The sequence below is a fragment of the Fibrella aestuarina BUZ 2 genome (genome assembly GCF_000331105.1).
Lineage (GTDB): Bacteria > Bacteroidota > Bacteroidia > Cytophagales > Spirosomataceae > Fibrella > Fibrella aestuarina.
Genome location: NC_020054.1, coordinates 6388560 through 6406978 on the forward strand (window position 1 = coordinate 6388560; position 18419 = coordinate 6406978).

An 18419-nucleotide genomic window follows, 5' to 3' on the forward strand; every position below is an offset into this window, starting at 1 on the left:
CCCATTATGAAAAAAATACAATTCCTTGCGCCCCTGATGGCCCTCGTACTGGGCGTCAGCAGTTGCGACAAAGGGTTCGATACGCTGAACGTAAACCCAACGGCAGCGACTTCGCTTAACCCGGCCTTTTTGTTTAATAATGCGTTGATCAACAGCACGTACCCAGGCTCCACGCTGATCTTCGAGCACCCGATCGTGCAGCAGTTGTTTACGCCCAACTCAGGTATCGTAGCGGGCGGTAATTTCAACATCGACAACCGGGGGCCCACCGGCGCCAACGCCGCGCTCTGGCAACGGTACTACCGCGATAATATCCGGTATCTGGTTGAGGTGATCAATCAGACCAAGTCCGATGCTAACCGGTCGAACCTGTACAATATGGCCCGGCTCTGGAAAGCCTATTCGTTTATGGTCCTCACCGATACGTATGGCGACATCCCCTACACGGAAGCTGGTTTGGGCTATATCGGTAGCAACGTTGTACCCAAATACGACACGCAGGAAAGCATCTATAACGACATCATCAAAGAGCTGACCGAGGCCTCGGCGGCGCTGGATGCGGCCAAGCCCACCGAAGCGGGTGAAGTGGTCTATGGCGGTAACATCGCCCGCTGGAAACGATTCGGTTATTCGGTGATGCTCCGGGCGGGGATGCGGCTGTCAAAAGTGAATCCGACGCTGGCTCAGGCGACGGTGCAGAAGGCGGTAGCCGGGGGTGTGTTTCAGTCAAACGCCGACAATGCGGTCCTGCGCAACGACGCCAACTACCAGAATCAGGTCGGTGTTACGCTCAACTCGACCGAAGCGGCCAACTACTACATGACGGGCTATTTTGTCGATTACCTGAAATCGACCGCCGATCCGCGGCTGGCCTCGATTGCTGTTCGGTATGTGGGGGCAAAAAGCGGCCCTGAGCAAACAGCCGCCCGCGCTAACCGCGACCCGGCTGTGCAAAAAGGCATGCCGCTGGGCTTCGACAACGGGACGATCGGCGCCCGCGCCACCGCCGACGGGCTGGCCAGCTTCTACGACTACTCGCAGCTCGACCGTACGCGCATGGGCAAACTAGCCGCCCCAACGTATTTTGTCACCTATGCCCAAACTCAATTGCTGCTGGCCGAAGCCGTCGTGCGCAACTGGACTACCGGCAACGCGGCCGACTACTACAATGCGGGTGTAAGAGCACATATGCAGCAGTTGGGCGATTATGATGCCACTTCGCTGGTATCAGACGCTAACATTGCTACGTACCTGACGGCCAATCCCTACACGGCGGCCAAAGGACTGGAGCAGATCAATACCCAATACTGGATCGCTTCGTTCCTGAATGGGCCCGAGGTATTTGCCAACTTCCGCCGCAGCGGTTTCCCTAAGCTGACGCCCAACCCCTATCCGGGCAAGGAGATTAAAGGCAGTTTCATCAACCGCCTCTCCTACCCGGATTCCGAAATTTCGGTAAACTCGGCGAAAGTCCAGGAAGCCATCACCCGGCAAGGCCCCGACAACCTCGACACCCGTGTTTGGTGGGATAAGCAGTAAACGTTAATTCGAAAAGTCCTCCGTCTACAGGCCTCCGTTGCGCTGCGTTTTCCACACTACGTGAGTTAGCAGCGTAACGGAGGCCTGTAGACGGAGGACTTTTTTTAACTAATTCTGATCGCTTGTCCGGTACGTTGCGATTCGTAAATAGCTTCGAAGAGTTGGACCACGCGGCGACCGTCCTGCGCCGTGATGGCCGGGGTACGTTGCTCGCGAATAGCTGTGCAGAAATCGGCGAGTTGAAGTGCGAAATAGTGCGTCAGTGCGTTGATTTCCCCAAACAGGGTGGTGTCTTCCTCCTTCCACTCCGCCAGCAGGTGTTCTTCGCCGGGCACCGTCCAGAGGTCGTTGACGGGTGGCTCCTGAATACCCGACCGGCCGGCAATAAACATGCTGCCGCCATCGGTCTGTACCCCCACCGACGCCCCGCTGCTACCGTGTAGGTGCACTTTGCCATAGAGCCCCGGCTTCTGGCTGTTGCTGGCGACAATGTTACCCACCCCCCCGTTTTTGAACTGCACGATGGCTACAGCCGTATCCTCTACCTCGATGTAAGGGTGGTTTACGTTGCGCCACTGCCCGTAGACCATCGTCGGCTCACCCATGTACCACAGGAGCAAATCCAACTGGTGCGGCGCCTGATTCACTAGCACCCCACCGCCTTCGTGCTGCCACGAACCCCGCCAGGGGTCCGACCCGTAGTAGGCCTCGTCGCGCCAGCCGAGCATCTGCACCATGCCCAGCGCGGGCGTACCGATCTTGCCCGCATCAATCGCCGCCCGAATCCGTTGCGACGGCGCATAGAACCGCCGCTGACTCACCACGCTCAGCACCCGCTGGGTACGTTCGGCGGTCGCGATCATGGCATCACAGTCGGCCAGTGACGCCGCCAGCGGTTTTTCCACCAGCACGTGCGCCCCGGCTTCCAGCGCGGCAATCGTGGGCTCGCGGTGATTGGGGTGCGGCGTCAGCACCACGCACACGTCGATACCTTCCCGGCTCACCATGTCCGCCACACTGGTGTAGGGCGCAATGCCGTACTGACGCGCAAAGTCGGCGGTTTTTTGTTCGTTCCGGCCGCACACGGCTGCCAGCGTAACATCGGGGGTTTGCTGCACCGCCTGTGCGTGCAGATGGGCTACTTTGCCGGGTCCAATCAGGGCTATTCTCATGGGCTAAAAAGCAAAAAAACGGCCCTCACTTACTGTGAAGGCCGTTTGATTTCGGGAAAGCGCGACTGTCTACCGACGGCCACCGCCGATGTCGAAGCCGAGTTTCACGCCCACGTACGAGTTTTTGCTCTGTACGCTCGTGCCAACCTGTACGTTACCATTGCTGTCATACACCACTGAGTTGGTGTTGGGAACAATGTTGTATTCAGCAGCCAGTACGAAGTGGCCCGTTTTGAAGCCAGCCCGCACCATACCACCGAACACGTTACCTGCCTGGATTTCACCGTTCGTGCCCTGATTGCCGTTGGTTACGAACGACGTACCGGCAATACCGAACAGACCAACGCCAGCCCCTACGAACGGCCGGAAATTGGCGTCAGACAGCAGGTAGTTGCCCGTCAGCAGGTACGAGGCCGCGCCAGTGGCGTTACCCGATGTTTCGTTGCCGTTGTATACGACCGACCGGGCCATTGCGGCTACTTCAAGCCGAAGACCTACGTCGATCCGATCACTGACGCCATATTTTGGCTCAACGGCAAACAGGACGCCACCGCCACCACTAGGAATGGCCGCGCCCAATGACACGTTCACTTTGAACGGTTTGAATTCCTGCGCCTGTGCTGACACGGCCAGCAACAGGGCCACGCTGAGAGAAAGAAAATACTTCATCGGTTGGTTTTGTAAATGGTTTATCGGCGGCGAAAGTATATCCGTTTGCCCGATATGAAACGTTCTGTTATCACTTATTTTGTATTCAGCTCAACAACGCCCTGATAATCAGCCGAAACAGACTATCTCCTGATTAATTATGCTTAGCCTGCATGGCAACTGTTCTTTTTCGTAAATCGTTATACCCAACGTAAGTACGTAGCACCAGCTGAATAGCCTGAAAAGCGGGCATATTCGGTAGGCCCGATGCCCCGTACACCCTGAATCAACTCGTTTCTGCATGCATTCAACCCTGCTTAAGTCGCTGCTTTTCGTAGCGGCCTTGAACGTACCTGGCACGGTCACCACCGCGCTGGCCCAAACGGCTCGCAAAGCCGCCCCCCAACCCAGGCAACCCCTGACGGCCCCCATCCCGTTTGACCGCGACGTGAAGGTGGGTAAACTGCCGAACGGCCTCACCTATTACATCCGCAAGAATGCCGAACCGGCCAACCGCGCCGAGCTTCGCCTCGTCGTCAGGGCGGGATCGGTGCTGGAAAACGATGCCCAACAGGGGCTTGCCCACTTCATGGAGCACATGGCGTTCAACGGGACCAAAAACTTCCCGAAGAACGAGTTGGTCAATTTCCTGCAATCGTCGGGTATCCGGTTTGGGGCCGACCTCAACGCCTACACCAGCTTCGACGAAACCGTGTATGAATTGCCCGTACCCACCGATTCGGCGAACGTGTTTGAGCAGTCGATGCAGATTCTGGAAGACTGGGCACACAACGTAACGCTCGACCCGGCCGAGGTCGAAAAAGAACGTGGCGTGGTGCTCGAAGAGTGGCGGCTAGGCCGGGGTGCCCAACAGCGGATGCGCGACAAGTACTTTCCGTTCATCCTGAACAACTCGCGCTACGCCAACCGCCTGCCCATCGGCAAAGACAGCATCATCCGCAACTTCAAACCCGCCGTGCTGCGCGATTTCTACAAAACCTGGTACCGGCCCGACCTGATGGCGGTGGTAGCTGTGGGCGATTTCGACGTGAACCAGGTGGAAGCGATGATCCGGCAGAAGTTCGGGCGGATTCCGAAGGCCACCACGCCCCTACCCCGCCCGACGTTTACGATTCCGCCGCACAAAGACACGAAGGTGGTGATCGTGACCGACAATGAGCAGCCGAACACCATTGTTCAGATCATCTACAAACGGCCGCAATTAAAAGAAAAAACACTGGGTGACCTCCGGTCCGACATTGTCCGCGACCTGTTCAACGGGATGCTGGGCAACCGCATTCAGGAACTGACGCAGCAGGCCGACCCGCCGTTTTTGTATGGCTACAGCAACTACGGCAGTTTTCTGGGCAACCTCGACGCGTTCACGGCTTTTGCCGTCGCCAAGGAAGGCAATATCGAGCGGGCCATCCGGGCGCTGCTCGACGAAAACGCGCGGGTGAAGCAGTTTGGCTTTACTCCTACCGAACTGGCCCGTGCCAAAACCGATCTGCTGCGCGGCATCGAGCAGGCCTACCTCGAACGCGATAAAACCCGCTCGGCCAATTATGTCGGCGAGTACGTCGGCAATTTCACCGATCAGGAGCCGGTAGTTAATATTGGCTACTACTTCGATTTTGTGAAACAGCACCTCGACGGCATTAAGCTCACGGAAGTGAACGGGCTGGTCGATCAGTTTATTCGGAACGAAAACCGGGCGGTGGTGCTGATGGCTCCCGAAAAAGACAAAGCCAAGCTGCCCAGCGTGGAGCAGGTGATTGGGTACGTTGATGCTGCCGGACAAGGCCTGACGGCCTACAACGACAACGTACTCGACAAGCCGCTGCTGGCGAAGGCCCCGGTTCCCGGCAAGATCATCAGCGAGCAGAAGCTCGACAAGATTGGGGTTACTGAATTGCGCCTGAGCAACGGCGTTCGGGTGGTGTTGAAACCGACCAATTTCAAAAACGACCAGATTCTGTTTTCGGGCAATAGCCTCGGCGGCACCTCGCGCTACGAACTGGCTGATTTTCAGAGTGCCCGCTTCGCCTCGACGCTGGTATCGCTGGGCGGCACGGGTGAGTACAGTCAGGTACAGCTGGGCAAATTCCTGGCCGGTAAGGCCTTGAACGTGAGTCCGTACATAGGCGAGTTGAACGAGGGCGTCAGCGGCGGTACGGCCCCCAAAGATCTGGAAACGGCGCTGCAACTGCTTTACAGTTACTTTACTCAGCCGCGCAAAGACGCCGATGTGGTGGCCGGATTCCTGTCGAATCAGAAGAGTGCGCTGGCCAACCAACTGGCGACGCCCACGCCCCAGAAGGTCTTTCAGGATACGGTGAGCGTGACGCTGGGCAACAACAACCCGCGCCGCCAGCCCCTCACCCCCGCCGACCTCGACCGCATCAGCCTCGACCGGGCGCTTCAGATCTACAACGACCGCTTTGCCGACGCCAGCAATTTCACGTTCACGTTTGTCGGCAATTTTGATCCGATCAAGGTCCGGCCGTTGCTCGAAACGTACCTGGGTGGCCTGCCCAGCACCCAGTCGAATGAGACGTTCCGCGATCTGGGCATCCGAGCGCCGGAGGGGCAACTGAGCAAGACCGTGCGGCGGGGCGTCGACCCCAAAGCGAGCGTCCAACTGGTCTACACGGGCAACTTTGACTGGACGCCCGAAAACGCCGTGCAGGTCGACGCGCTGGCCGAAGTGCTGGAGATCAAGCTGATCGAGAAGTTGCGGGAAGAAGAAAGCGGCGTGTATGGCGTCAGTGCCAGCGGGGTTTATGGACGCTATCCGGTGCCGCGCTACACCTTCCGCATCAACTTTGGCTGTGCGCCCGAAAACGTCGAGAAGCTCGTCGCCAGCGTCAACCGGGAAGTGGCCAAGCTAAAAGCGACGGGTGCCGACGCGAAAGATATCGCCAAGTTCAAAGCCGAAACCCAGCGCGAGCAGGAAGTGCAACTACGCGACAACAACTTCTGGCTTAGTTATCTCGCCAACCAGTATTACAATGGCGACGACCCACAGGAAGTCCTGCGCCAACCCGAACTGCTCAAAACCGTGACTGTCGAGAGCACCAAAGCCGCCGCCAACACGTACCTGGGCAATAACCTGATCAAGTTCGTACTCCTGCCAACGGGGCAATAGTAGCTACCCCCAAACGCAAAAAGCCGCTTCCTAGGAAGCGGCTTTTTGCGTTTAGGATGATATATGTCATTCGAATAAATCATCAATAATTCACTCAATGTCTGCCAGTGGAAACGTACCTAGGCGGCTTTCTGAATCGGGACGACCGCCTGCGTTTCGTCCCAGGTCAAGAGCATATTCACGCCGCCGGGTTGCGGCTCAAAGCTGATGAAGAATTGCTCGGCGGCGGGCGTGTAGGTACGTGTCGGCACGGTCAGGCGCATGACGTCGGCGTCTTCTTTGTAGCTCACGCCCCACTGCCCCGTGCGGCGGTTGATGATGACCGTCCAGTCGGTGAGCGTCGGGATGGTGTACAGCGAGTAACGACCTTTGGTGAGCCGGTTACCCCCCAGACGTACATCCTGCGCCAGTTCGATGAGCGTAGCGGCATTGGCGCCTGTGCGCCAGACGGTATCGTACTTCACCACGCCCCCGAAGACCGTGCGGCCCCGTTTGCTGGGCTGGCTGTAGGTCACCTTTACAGAAATGCCATTTTGCGTGACCTGGGCGACGGCTTTGGGGCTGCGGCTGCCCGACCAGCGAAGGTACAGCGCGATCAGAATCAGGAGGAGCACAACCCCACCAATTATGAGCCAGGTGGTTGTGTCGAATGCGGTTAAGTCCATGAGCAATGAAAACAGATTGTGGCGCAAGAGTAAGTAAAAAGGCCCGTTTTAGCGGACCTTTCTAGCAGTATACAATCAAACAGGTTTCTCCTTAAACGGTCGTTTTGATCTTTAGTTCGTCCAGTTGCTTGTTGGCAATGGTCGAGGGCGAGTCGATCATGACGTCGCGACCAGCGTTGTTTTTGGGGAAAGCGATGAAATCACGAATGCTGTCGGCCCCACCGAAGAGCGAGCAAAGCCGGTCGAATCCGAAGGCGATACCACCGTGCGGCGGCGCGCCAAATTCAAACGCGTCCATCAAAAAGCCAAACTGCGCCTTGGCCTCATCGTCGCTGAAGCCCAGCAGGCTGAACATGCGGGCCTGCAAGTCGCGGTTGAAGATCCGGATCGAGCCGCCACCCACTTCGGTACCATTAATCACCAGGTCATAGGCATTGGCCCGCACGGCGCCGGGGTCGGTGTCGAGCAGCGGAATGTCTTCGGGCTTGGGCGACGTAAACGGGTGGTGCATGGCAAACCAGCGCCCTTCCTCCTCGCCGTATTCGAGCAGCGGGAAGTCGAGCACCCACAGCACCTTATAGTCGTCGGGGTTGCGCAGACCGAGGCGCGTGCCCATTTCGAGGCGAAGCTCGTTCAGTTGTTTGCGGGTTTTGTTGGCCTCGCCCGCCAGCAGCAGCAGCAGATCGCCGGGCTGTGCGTTCATGGCCGTTGCCCAGCCCGCGAGTTCGTCGGGTGAATAGAATTTATCGACCGACGATTTGACGCTGCCGTCGTCATTGACACGGGCGTAGATCAGGCCTTTGGCACCAATCTGCGGGCGTTTCACCCAGTCGGTCAGTTCATCAATCTGCTTGCGGGTATACGAGGCCGCGCCCGTTGCGCAGATACCCACCACCAGTTCAGCACTGTCGAATACGCTGAAGCCTTTGCCCTGCACCTGCTCGGTCAACTCAACGAACGGCATACCGAACCGGATGTCGGGCTTATCGGAGCCGTAGAGCCGCATCGCATCGGCATAGGTCATGCGGGGCACTTCGGGCAGGTCGATGCTTTTCACCGATTTGAACAGGTGGCGCACCAGTCCCTCAAACATGTTGAGAATGTCTTCCTGCTCCACAAACGACATCTCGCAGTCGATTTGCGTGAACTCGGGTTGCCGGTCGGCGCGCAGGTCTTCGTCACGGAAGCACTTGACAATCTGGTAGTACCGATCGAACCCCGACACCATCAGTAGTTGCTTAAACGTCTGCGGCGATTGGGGCAAGGCGTAAAATTCACCGGGGTTCATGCGGCTGGGCACCACAAAGTCACGAGCACCCTCGGGCGTCGATTTGATCAGCACCGGCGTTTCAACTTCGATAAACTCCTGGCCGTCCATGTACTCGCGGGTGCGGCGGGCGACCTGATGGCGCAGTTCGAGGTTGCGGCGAACCGGGTTCCGGCGCAGGTCGAGGTAGCGATAGCGCATCCGCAGGTCATCACCACCGTCGGTTTCATCGTCGATCAGGAAGGGCGGCAGCTTGGCGGGGTTTAGAACGGTCAGTTCGGTCGGGCGCACCTCGATATCGCCGGTGGGCAGGTTCGGGTTTTTCGCCTGCCGTTCGGTCACTTTGCCTTTCGCCTGAATCACAAATTCGCGGCCCAGCGTGCGGGCCGTGGCAAAAAGTGGAGCCGCCGACACGCCTTCTTCAAGAATAAGCTGGGTGATGCCGTAGCGGTCGCGCAAGTCGATCCAGAGTACCCCTCCTTTATCGCGAATGGTTTGTACCCAGCCACTTAGGCTAACCGTTTTTTCACTATCCGACAAACGCAGTTCGCCGCAGGTATGAGTTCGAAGCATGATAAGGTCTCAAGGGCCAACGGTGGCGACCAACAATCAAGAGTAGCACCGCGGGTATTGTCCCATCGACTGCGTTGACCGGCCAACGTTGAACGTAAAAAGTGGCCGCAAAAATAGCCAGCTTAGCAGGGTTTCGCAACGATAAAGGTGGCGATGGCAACGCCGATGACGCAGATTGAGGGGATGGTCGCGGATTCGTGACTAGCGCCGACCAACAAGTAAGCGATTATCCTTACACAATCCGTACTTATCTGCCCAATCCGCGTCCTCTGCATTCAATCTGTATGCTAGTCGTTGTCGGTGTTGCGGGAGCCGAAGCCCATCGCCAGCCCCAGGTACACATCGACGCCACGCGGGCGGATGCCGTTGTTGCTCGTACCAATTAGCCCCAGCAGGTTATCAGACCCGGCCCAGACTGGCCCGGCCCGTAGCGACAGCCCTACCTGCGCGCCCCCGTTGACCACCGAAAGCGGCACCGATACGCCGCCCCATTTTACATCGTAGCGGGGCACGATGGCCAGCACGGTAGGCTGGTGAGCCGCAATGGCCGAGTTGCTGCGCAGATCCTGCCACAAAGCGACCTGCAACCCCAGGCCCGTAGGCAGTGCGTAGTCGGCCGAGAGGTTGAGCGACGTCGGGAGCCCGCTCGTAAACTTACCCCGGTTCTGCGCTTCGGTCACGCCCAGCTTTTCGCGGATAATGTTCACGGCCTGCTCGGTATTGCGCACATCGTCGAAATCGCTGGGCAGGAATCTCGTTTTCTGCTGCGTGATATCATACGACTCGCCCGAGTACGTCACGGCGCCCAGATCGGTCAGGGCCAGCCCCAGGCGCATGGTGGGACTTTCCGAATCAAGCTGACGTACATAGGCAAGCCCAACGTCGACACCCACGCCGCGGCCCGGCGCATTGCCGCTGACCAGCGAACTGAGCGTCAGGTTTTGGTTATTCAGGAAGGACGTAAAGCCAAAGTCGGCGTTGATGCGGCTGATGTCGAGGTAGCCCCCGTCAGGTACGTTCGGGTCGGGTAAGACGGTGTAGTCGAGGCCCCGGTTCACGAAATAACCCGAGGTAAAGCCCACCAGGTATTTTAAGGTAATACCCGCCATCAGTTTGTCGGTCTCCGATTCGAGCAGTGTATGCCCGATGCTCGCGGCCAGTTCGCCATATACGTTTGTGTTTACGCTGAACGCATTGTTGCGGCTGGGAATGCTGTAATAAGCCGAACTGGCCAGGCTGGCCCGAATCGCCGCCAGCAGTTGCTCCGACGCCCCCCAAATCTGGCCCGATGCCCGTAGGCGCGTCGACAGCCCGATAACGGTGCGTGGTCCGAGGCTCAACTGCGCCGCTGGCCCCCGGAATTCGGCCCAAAGCGTGCCGTTTTTGGGTTTACCATCCAGTATTTCCTGCGTGTAATCGGTTTCGAAGCGGAGCGCGCCGTTGGCCTGCCGATACTGCCCAGGTACGTTGCCGGTCACCAGGCGCAACAGCGAGTACGGTGCCTGATACCGTACGTAATTGTTGTTGACGTTGAGGCCCACTGCCCCAAGGCTGAAGTAAAACCGGTGGGGTGAATCGGCCAGCCACGCCGGATTTTGGTAGGCACGGTGAATTCCCCCTTCTGGACTAGTCGTTAACCCCAGCAGGTTCTGCGCGGATGCGACGAATGGGGCAAGACCGGCACCAAGAAGAAAGAGCCGACGGAGGTAGGATCGCGTACGCAAAGATGAGTTGGTTGTATTCATGCGCAGGCTACACTACAGGTTGTCTATAGGTAGCTATACGCCGCAAAGAAAACGCAACGCGGCTAAAGCGTGCGTTTTCTTTGTTTTTCTGATGAAACGGACGAAAGACCGCCTGACAGCCCGACGTTTTCTGGAATTACCCGCACCGATGGCCGTTAGGCAACCCGGCGGCTTAAACGCCCTCAGCTTCAACCGTTTTCACGGCAGGCACCAGGCGCGTCAGCAAGTTTTCGATACCAGCTTTCAACGTGAGCGTTGACGAGGGACAACCACTGCATGAGCCCTGCAACAGCACTTTCACCGTGCCGGTTGCTTCGTCGAAGGCGTGAAAATTAATGGCGCCCCCGTCTGACTCAACCGCCGGCCGGACGTACTGGTCGAGCGCGGCTTTGATCTGCTGTACGGTTTCGCTGTCGGCTTCGAGGCGGGTCGAGTTCAGCTCCATGGTGCGCTGCACAAACACGGGCTTGTCGGCCTCAAAATAGTCTTTCAGGAAGACCTTTACTTCAAATAGAATCTCACCCCAGTCGACGTCTTCGTCTTTGGTCAGGGTGATGAAATTACCGGCAATAAACACCCGACGGACACCATCGACGCCAAAAAGCGCCACGGCGAGGGGTGAATTTTTGCCTTCTTTCAGCGCTTCCGACGGCTCGGCATAGTCGAACGAAAGACCATCTGGAACCAATTCTCGGTTCAGCACGAACTTCATCGAGTTGGGGTTCGGGCTTTGTTCCGTATAAATCGAAACGGGCGGGCGCAACGCTGCGTGCATGGTAATGAGGTTAACGTTTGAAGGTTAACGTTGACCGTTCTGCGCAAAGTTCAACAAATAGGACGATGAGCGATAAACGGTGAGGGCATAACGTGGGCTCGCCTAGTCTTTATCACTCGCCACTCTCGTCACAAACGCCTCGCTGAAGGCTTTGATCTGATCGCGGATGCGGGCGTAGTTAGCCATGACGCTCGCTTCGTCGGGGCCGGTGACTTTAGAGGGGTCTTCGAAATTATGGTGTAGCCGATTGGTTTGCCCAATCCAGACGGGGCAACGCTCAGCGGCGCTATCGCAGACCGTAATCACATAATCGAATGGAAGGTGCGCGTACTCATCCACGTGATTCGACGTATGATGGCTGATGTCGATCCCATCGTCGGCCATCGTCTGTACGGCGCGGGGGTTCAGGCCGTGCGTTTCGACGCCCGCGCTGTACACCGCCGCCCGGTCACCGGCGAACCGTTGCAGGTACCCATGCGCCATCTGGCTGCGGGTCGAGTTACCGGTGCAGAGAACAAGGATATGTAACATAGTCAGGTTAGTGTTTTCTATTCACTGTTGACAGTCCACTGTTTGTCGAAACGAATTGCTTGCTGTACAGATGCCGATATGGGGGATGAGCCGTTGACAACAGTGAACGGTAGACGGAGGACAGCGAACAGTGGACTGTTAACTATATAGTGAGCTGCATGACCACAGACGAATCCGGGCAGAGTGTGCTGAACTGCTGCGTTTGCGCAATGGCTTCAGGTACGTTGTCGCGACTGATGTAGCCAAAACCCAGGCGTTCAAAATAGGCATCGGCCGATGTGGTGAGCAGGTATAGGTCCGTCAGGCCGTTGTGCTGCGCCGCCTGTAACAGGCCATCCACTAACGTCTGCCCGATGTATTGGCCCCGGTACTCGGGCGAAACCACCACCGAACGCAGCAGCCCCACCTCACCCAACGGCTCGATCCCGGCCGCCCCAATCAACTCACCCTCCTCCGACTGAGCCAGCAAAAAGGTCGACAAATCGGTGGGCAGATCGGCGGTAGGCAAGTCCGCCTGCGTCAGTAGGGTAACAAGGGCGGGGCGGTCGTCGGCGGTGGCGGGGCGGTACGTCATGGCTTGGCTATTTGGGAGCAAAACTAACAGACACGGATTAACAGCAATCGGGGCCGCAACAGGCGGTGCCAGCCGTAGCCCCCACCAACGTAGCTTCAGCCGACGCCTGAACGTTCGCTTTTTCGGCGTAAACCGTGATACTGAAAATACCAATCTGCGTAGCCTTGTAAGCCGTCAGTTCCGCCGCCGTCAGGTACTGCGTCAGCAAATCGTCGGGTAGTACGATGGGTTTCCGCTTCTGAATCTGGACGTTTGTAAAGCCAGCCTGCGTCACCGTGTCGAGGTAGGCCTGCTCCTGAATGGCACCCGATACGCAGCCCGCGTACAGCTCGGCCGCCTGCCGAATTGCGGGGGGCAACGTACCGGCCAGCACGATATCGGAGATGCTAAAATGGCCGCCCGGTTTCAGGATTCGGAAGGTCTCGGCAAACGCCTGGGCTTTGTTGGGTACCAGGTTCATCACGCAGTTGCTCACCACCACGTCGGCCAGGTTATGGGGCAGCGGCATGTCTTCGATGTCGCCATAGACAAACTCGACGTTGGTGTAGCCCAGCTTTTTGGTGTTCTGCCGGGCGCGGTCGATCATAGCGGGCGTCATGTCGAGGCCAATCACGCGGCCGGTTTCGCCCGTTTCGGCGCGGGCCACAAAGCAGTCGTTGCCCGCCCCGGAACCCAGATCGACTACGACGTCACCGGGTTTGATCTGGGCAAATTGCGTGGGCAGGCCGCAACCCAAACCGAGGTCGGCGTCGGCAACGTACCCAGCCATGTCGGTGTAGTCGTCGGCCATAATCGCCGCATCATCGAGGGGCGAGCAGCCACAGGCCGAGCCGCAGCACGAGGCCGCATTGACCGTCCGCGACTGATCGGCCACCTGCGTGTAGGTGTCGCGCACAAGCGTTTTGAGTTGTTCGTCGGTTTGCATAGCAGAATTGGTTTATTGCGATATTACGATGATTAAGGTCAATTTTTTTTAACAGCAGATGTTCCCCTCAAATGACGTCAGCAACGACCCAAAAATGGCTTTGGCTTCTGCCCAGACGTCTTCGTTGATGCAGTAGCACACGCGGGGCGGCTGCACATTTCCCTTCACGATACCGATCCGGCTCAACTCTTTCAAATGTTGCGACACGGTGGCCTGCGACAGCGGCAGCACGTCGACCAGATCGCCGCAGATACACGACTGCGTTTTGACCAGGTGCTGCAAAATGGCAACCCGCGCCGGATGCGCAAACGCCTTGGCCAGATCGGCAATGCGGTTTTGGTCGGCGGTGAATACTTCGGTCTTGGTCAGTCCCATGCTGTAAAGGTAGGGGTAGTTTTATTAATCGCAATAATACGATAAATATTTTTCATCTGTAGCGGACAACGGTCAGGCGGAACACCCATTTATAAAAAATTGTTATGCATGCATACTACCTATCCACCCATTCACCATATTTGTAGTGAAATAGTATGCACGCATAACAATTCCTGACCAATGATTGCCACCGACAACAAAGCGTCGATTAAGGGCGGCGAATTCCTGATCAAAGACACGGACGCTTCGCAGGTTTTCATTCCCGAAGAATTTACCGAAGAACAACAGATGATTGCGGCCACCTGCCGCGAGTTTCTGGAACGCGAAATCTGGCCCCGCCTCGACGAAATCGACGCGGCGAAATCGCCCGAGCTGATGTCGTCGTTGATGGACAAAGCGGGTGAACTAGGGCTGCTGGGTACGTCGGTTCCCGAAGAGTACGGCGGTTTCGGCATGAATTTCAACACCTCGATGCTGGTGGCGGAAGCAACCGGCGCGGGTCACTCGTTCTCGGTAGCGCTCTCGGCCCATACGGGCATCGGTACGTTGCCGATCGTGTATTACGGTAACGAAGAACAGAAAGCTAAATACCTGCCCAAACTCGCCACGGGTGAGTGGAAAGCGGCCTACTGCCTCACTGAGCCCGATTCGGGGTCAGACGCCAATTCGGGCAAGACCAAAGCCAAACTGACCGAAGACGGCAAGCACTATGTCATCAACGGGCAGAAGATGTGGATCACCAACGGTGGTTTCGCCGATCTGTACATCGTTTTTGCCAAAATCGATGATGATAAAAATCTGTCGGCCTTTATCGTAGAGCGTTCATACGACGGCATCACGATGAACGAGCCCGAGCACAAACTGGGCATCAAAGGCTCCGATACACGTCAGGTTTTCTTCAACGACGTGAAGGTGCCGGTCGAGAACCTACTGTCAGAACGCGGCAACGGTTTCAAGATCGCCGTAAACATCCTGAACATCGGGCGAATCAAACTGGGTATCGCCGTTGTGGGTGGTGCCAAACAGACCGTCAACGAAGCCGTTCGCTACGCCAACGAGCGCAAGCAGTTCGGCATCAGCATTTCGCGGTTTGGGGCCATCAAGCACAAACTGGGCGAAATGGCCGTGAAGATTTACGCGTCGGAATCAGCCAGCTACCGGGCGGGTCAGAATATCGACGACGCCATCGAAGACCTCAAAGCGGGTGGCATGGACGACGCCCAGGCCAAACTGAAGGCGCTGGAGCAGTTTGCCATCGAGTGCGCCATCATGAAAGTACACGGCTCGGAAGCCCTCGACTACGTGGTCGATGAGGGAGTTCAGGTGTATGGCGGCATGGGTTACTCGGCCGACGCGCCGATGGAACGCGCCTACCGCGATGCCCGGATCAACCGGATTTTCGAAGGCACCAATGAGATCAACCGGATGCTCGTGGTGGATATGCTCCTGAAGCGGGCCATGAAAGGTGAACTCGACCTGATGGGCCCGGCCATGGCCATTGCCAAAGAGATCATGTCGATCCCCGATTTCAGCAGCGACGACGACGAAACGCTGTTTGCCGCCGAGAAGAAGGTGCTGAAAAACCTCAAAAAAGCCGTACTGATGGTAGCCGGTGCCGCTGCCCAGAAGTTCATGGCGAAACTCTCGCACGAGCAGGAGATCCTGATGAACCTGGCCGATATGGCAATCGAGGTGTATGTGGCCGAGTCGGTGCTGCTGCGCGTCGAGAAGCTGATCGGGCTGAAGGGCGAAGGCGCGCTGTCGCTGCAAAAAGACATTGCGCTAACGTACCTGCACGAGGCGGTCGAGAAGATCAACAACGCGGGCCGCGCCGCCATCACCAGCTTTGCTGAAGGCGACGAGCTGCGCGTGATGCTGATGGGCCTGAAGCGGTTCACGAAAATTGAGCCGATGAACCTCAAAGACGCTCGCCGCCGCGTGGCCGACGCCATGATCGCGGAGAATAAGTACGTGTTTTAGTCATTCGTTGTCATCTGCCTTTGGCGTCATTGGTTGTCATTAGGCTGCGCCGTTATTCATCGTCATTTATCGCAAAGAATGACCATCGATGACGCCGTAGGCAAATGACTACCAATGACGGCGCAGCCTAATGACGCCGAAGGCAACTGACATTCCCCCTTTACAACAACTGAAGAGTCAAAAAGCCATTGCCGGGTTCGGTGATGGCTTTTTTGTGTGACGTGTTGAACGCAAAGGCGCTAAGGAACACGCGAAGGGCGCAAGGGTGCTATTAGATTTCCGATTACACCTGTGAAATAAAAATGCTTTGCGCCCTTCGCGTGTTCCTTAGCGCCTTTGCGTTCAAACTAAACTACTTCTTGGCGTTGATATGGCGGATGACTTCGCGTTTGGGGAAGGCTAGTCGCCACACGGCCAATGGCTGCTTCTGCGTACCGAAACAGGCCTGACAGAGCTTATCGGTGACAGGGACGGCGTCGTTGTAGACAAAGAGCGTGTCGCCGATGCGCTGAATGTTGGACGATTGCGGCAGCTTCTTCTCGACGTTATATAGGTACGCGTCCAGCACCTCGCGTTCTTTCTGGGCCAGCTTGGGATTTTGTACGTCGGCGGCGCCCAGCAGGCTGATGGTCATGCCGTAGCGTTTAGCCAGCGCCTGCGTCTTGGGCAGGGCACTCAGATTGCAGACAGTGGGCGTTTCGGCCCCGGCCGTCAGCTTGGCGGTGGCTTCCCGGTTAGCGATGGCCACGATCTGCTCCCCCCAACTATTTACGGCTTCACTGAGATCAGCATTCGTGACACGCTTTACTTTCATGTCGGCCATTTGCTGTTTGAGCTGATCGTTGTACTGCACCCGGTCGGGATTGCACGAAAAAAGGAAAGTCGACAAAGTGGCGGTAAATAAGAGGCGAGCGCAGTGCATTGGGTACGTTGTTTGTCCCAACAACGCCAAACCCAAATGATCGGTTTTCACGTTATCCTAGTAAATTTGATTGACACCCATCAACGCGTATGTACGAGAAAAATATAGGTACAAAACAGAAAGCGCTACGCATCAACCTCGACCGACGCATTTACGGCTCGTTTGCCGAGATCGGGGCGGGGCAGGAAACAGCGGCTATGTTTTTCAAAGCGGGGGCCTCGTCGGGAACGGTAGCCAAGACGATGTCGGCCTACGACATGACGTTCAGCGACGCCATCTATGGCACCGAAGAGAGCGGCCGGTATGTGGTTGAATCGCGGCTGGTGAAAATGCTCAACAAAGAGTACAGCCTGCTGGAAAAACGCCTATCGGAAAAGCGCGGTGCCGATACGACCTTTTTTGCCTTTGCCAACACGGTGGTCGCGCTCAACTATCAGAAAACCAACGAAGGCCACGGCTGGTTGGGGTGCCGGTTTCAGAGTGAGCCACAGGGACCATACAACGACGTCATTATCCACGTGCGGCTGCTCGACAACGAGAATGTGCTGCAACAGCAAACGCTGGGGGTTATTGGCGTGAACCTGATCTACGCTTGTTTTTACTACAGCAAATCGCCCGAAACGCTGCTATTGTCGCTCATGGATGACCTCTCACCGGAGCGTATCCAGATCGACACGGTGCGCTGCGAAGGGCCCGAGTTTGCCCAGGTCGACAACCGGCTGATGAGTTTATACCTGGTCCGCAATGGTTTCACCGACGCCACCCTGTTTGACCCCAGCGGCCGGATTCTCCAACCCAAAGAGGCCCTGTACAAGAAGAACATTCTGGTGATGCGCGGGCGGCTGCGCCCCCTCACCAACGTGCAGCTCGACATGATCGAGAACGGCTACAAGCAGTTTCTGGAAGAGCCCGACGTGGAGGCCAACCGCGTGGTGCAACTCTCCGAACTGACGCTGCATAACCTGAAAGCCAACGAACAGGGTATCGATGAGAAGGACTTCCTCGACCGCGTGGATATCCTGTGCAGCATGGGGCAGACGGTGATGATCTCCAACTACCATGAGTATTACCGGCTGGTAGCGTATCTGTCACGCATTACCCGCCTGAAAATCGGCCTGATTATGGGTATCCCGAACCTCGAATACATTTTCGAGGAGGAGCACTACTCGTTTTTGCCGGGCGGCATTCTAGAGGCATTTGCCACGCTCTTCAGCCGGAAGGTAAAGCTGTTTATTTACCCTACCCTGCGTGACGGACAGCTCTATACGGGCCAGCAGTTTCAACTGGCCCCCACCCTGGAGCCACTGTTTCAATACTTGAAACAGAACGACAAGATCGAGGACATCACCGACTACAACGAGCAGAACCTGCACATATCGACGGATCAGGTGCTGGAGATGATTCAGGCGGGTCAGGATGGTTGGGAAGACATGGTACCGGCACAGGTGGTGAAACGCATCAAAGACAACTGCCTGTTTGGTTACCCCTGCGAAGTGGAGTATGTATCCCTCAGCGAGCAGATCAAGCAAGCCGCCGAGCAGGGCGAGTTGGGTGCCGTTGAGTCGGCAGGCGTATAAGGG

At 57.0% G+C, this 18419-nt stretch carries 15 protein-coding genes; 4 read left to right on the forward strand and 11 right to left on the reverse strand.

Annotated features, from left to right (window positions below):
* Window positions 1–6 precede the first annotated feature (6 nt).
* Entirely contained in the window at window positions 7–1539 is a 1533-nt protein-coding gene (locus tag FAES_RS26490) for a SusD/RagB family nutrient-binding outer membrane lipoprotein (RefSeq protein WP_041259531.1), read from the forward strand.
* Between the two features lie 104 nt (window positions 1540–1643).
* On the opposite strand, the gene FAES_RS26495 is transcribed toward FAES_RS26490, so the two are convergent.
* Both FAES_RS26495 and FAES_RS26500 read right to left on the reverse strand, forming a co-directional pair.
* Window positions 1644–2711, reverse strand: a complete 1068-nt coding sequence (locus FAES_RS26495; RefSeq protein WP_015334280.1) for a Gfo/Idh/MocA family protein — start codon at window positions 2709–2711, stop codon at window positions 1644–1646.
* A gap of 69 nt (window positions 2712–2780) precedes the next feature.
* Complete coding sequence (locus tag FAES_RS26500; protein ID WP_015334281.1) at window positions 2781–3380, reverse strand: hypothetical protein; 600 nt, start codon at window positions 3378–3380, stop codon at window positions 2781–2783.
* A 280-nt stretch (window positions 3381–3660) separates the two neighbouring features.
* On the opposite strand from FAES_RS26500, the gene FAES_RS26505 reads away from it, so the two are divergent.
* Window positions 3661–6507, forward strand: coding sequence for a M16 family metallopeptidase (locus tag FAES_RS26505; RefSeq protein ID WP_015334283.1), 2847 nt, complete (start codon window positions 3661–3663; stop codon window positions 6505–6507).
* 119 nt (window positions 6508–6626) lie between these two features.
* On the opposite strand, the gene FAES_RS26510 is transcribed toward FAES_RS26505, so the two are convergent.
* The 8 genes from FAES_RS26510 to FAES_RS26545 form a co-directional block, all read right to left on the reverse strand.
* Window positions 6627–7172, reverse strand: a complete 546-nt coding sequence (locus FAES_RS26510) for a DUF2911 domain-containing protein (RefSeq protein ID WP_015334284.1) — start codon at window positions 7170–7172, stop codon at window positions 6627–6629.
* Between the two features lie 91 nt (window positions 7173–7263).
* Window positions 7264–9012, reverse strand: coding sequence for an aspartate--tRNA ligase (aspS, locus tag FAES_RS26515; RefSeq protein WP_015334285.1), 1749 nt, complete (start codon window positions 9010–9012; stop codon window positions 7264–7266).
* Between the two features lie 287 nt (window positions 9013–9299).
* On the reverse strand, window positions 9300–10736 hold the full coding sequence (locus FAES_RS26520; protein ID WP_041258428.1) for a DUF5723 family protein: 1437 nt from the start codon (window positions 10734–10736) through the stop codon (window positions 9300–9302).
* 193 nt (window positions 10737–10929) lie between these two features.
* Window positions 10930–11532 carry a NifU family protein gene (locus tag FAES_RS26525; protein ID WP_015334287.1) on the reverse strand — a complete coding sequence of 201 codons (603 nt, stop codon included), beginning with the start codon at window positions 11530–11532 and terminating at the stop codon, window positions 10930–10932.
* Between the two features lie 102 nt (window positions 11533–11634).
* On the reverse strand, window positions 11635–12063 hold the full coding sequence (locus FAES_RS26530; RefSeq protein WP_015334288.1) for an arsenate reductase ArsC: 429 nt from the start codon (window positions 12061–12063) through the stop codon (window positions 11635–11637).
* 142 nt (window positions 12064–12205) lie between these two features.
* Complete coding sequence (arsN2, locus tag FAES_RS26535) at window positions 12206–12637, reverse strand: arsenic resistance N-acetyltransferase ArsN2 (protein WP_015334289.1); 432 nt, start codon at window positions 12635–12637, stop codon at window positions 12206–12208.
* Between the two features lie 37 nt (window positions 12638–12674).
* Entirely contained in the window at window positions 12675–13562 is an 888-nt protein-coding gene (locus FAES_RS26540) for an arsenite methyltransferase (RefSeq protein WP_015334290.1), read from the reverse strand.
* Between the two features lie 48 nt (window positions 13563–13610).
* The gene (locus FAES_RS26545) at window positions 13611–13937 is read right to left on the reverse strand and encodes an ArsR/SmtB family transcription factor (RefSeq protein WP_015334291.1); all 327 of its coding nucleotides are present in this window, start codon (window positions 13935–13937) and stop codon (window positions 13611–13613) included.
* A gap of 180 nt (window positions 13938–14117) precedes the next feature.
* On the opposite strand from FAES_RS26545, the gene FAES_RS26550 reads away from it, so the two are divergent.
* Window positions 14118–15917, forward strand: coding sequence for an acyl-CoA dehydrogenase FadE (locus tag FAES_RS26550; RefSeq protein WP_015334292.1), 1800 nt, complete (start codon window positions 14118–14120; stop codon window positions 15915–15917).
* Window positions 15918–16269: 352 nt separating this feature from the next.
* Here the strand turns inward: FAES_RS26550 and FAES_RS26555 are convergent, their stop codons facing one another.
* The gene (locus tag FAES_RS26555; RefSeq protein ID WP_229364542.1) at window positions 16270–16806 is read right to left on the reverse strand and encodes a hypothetical protein; all 537 of its coding nucleotides are present in this window, start codon (window positions 16804–16806) and stop codon (window positions 16270–16272) included.
* Window positions 16807–16928: 122 nt separating this feature from the next.
* Between FAES_RS26555 and FAES_RS26560 the strand changes: the two genes are divergently transcribed.
* On the forward strand, window positions 16929–18416 hold the full coding sequence (locus FAES_RS26560; RefSeq protein ID WP_015334294.1) for a hypothetical protein: 1488 nt from the start codon (window positions 16929–16931) through the stop codon (window positions 18414–18416).
* Window positions 18417–18419 lie beyond the last annotated feature (3 nt).

Coding starts and splice junctions, on each gene's coding strand:
- FAES_RS26525 (WP_015334287.1), bottom strand. CDS start 11,532: ATGCACGCAGCGTTGCGCCCGCCCGTTTCGATTTATACGGAACAAAGC.
- arsN2 (WP_015334289.1), bottom strand. CDS start 12,637: ATGACGTACCGCCCCGCCACCGCCGACGACCGCCCCGCCCTTGTTACC.
- FAES_RS26550 (WP_015334292.1), top strand. CDS start 14,118: ATGATTGCCACCGACAACAAAGCGTCGATTAAGGGCGGCGAATTCCTG.
- FAES_RS26540 (WP_015334290.1), bottom strand. CDS start 13,562: ATGCAAACCGACGAACAACTCAAAACGCTTGTGCGCGACACCTACACG.
- FAES_RS26510 (WP_015334284.1), bottom strand. CDS start 7,172: ATGGACTTAACCGCATTCGACACAACCACCTGGCTCATAATTGGTGGG.
- aspS (WP_015334285.1), bottom strand. CDS start 9,012: ATGCTTCGAACTCATACCTGCGGCGAACTGCGTTTGTCGGATAGTGAA.
- FAES_RS26530 (WP_015334288.1), bottom strand. CDS start 12,063: ATGTTACATATCCTTGTTCTCTGCACCGGTAACTCGACCCGCAGCCAG.
- FAES_RS26490 (WP_041259531.1), top strand. CDS start 7: ATGAAAAAAATACAATTCCTTGCGCCCCTGATGGCCCTCGTACTGGGC.
- FAES_RS26545 (WP_015334291.1), bottom strand. CDS start 13,937: ATGGGACTGACCAAGACCGAAGTATTCACCGCCGACCAAAACCGCATT.
- FAES_RS26495 (WP_015334280.1), bottom strand. CDS start 2,711: ATGAGAATAGCCCTGATTGGACCCGGCAAAGTAGCCCATCTGCACGCA.
- FAES_RS26500 (WP_015334281.1), bottom strand. CDS start 3,380: ATGAAGTATTTTCTTTCTCTCAGCGTGGCCCTGTTGCTGGCCGTGTCA.
- FAES_RS26560 (WP_015334294.1), top strand. CDS start 16,929: ATGTACGAGAAAAATATAGGTACAAAACAGAAAGCGCTACGCATCAAC.
- FAES_RS26505 (WP_015334283.1), top strand. CDS start 3,661: ATGCATTCAACCCTGCTTAAGTCGCTGCTTTTCGTAGCGGCCTTGAAC.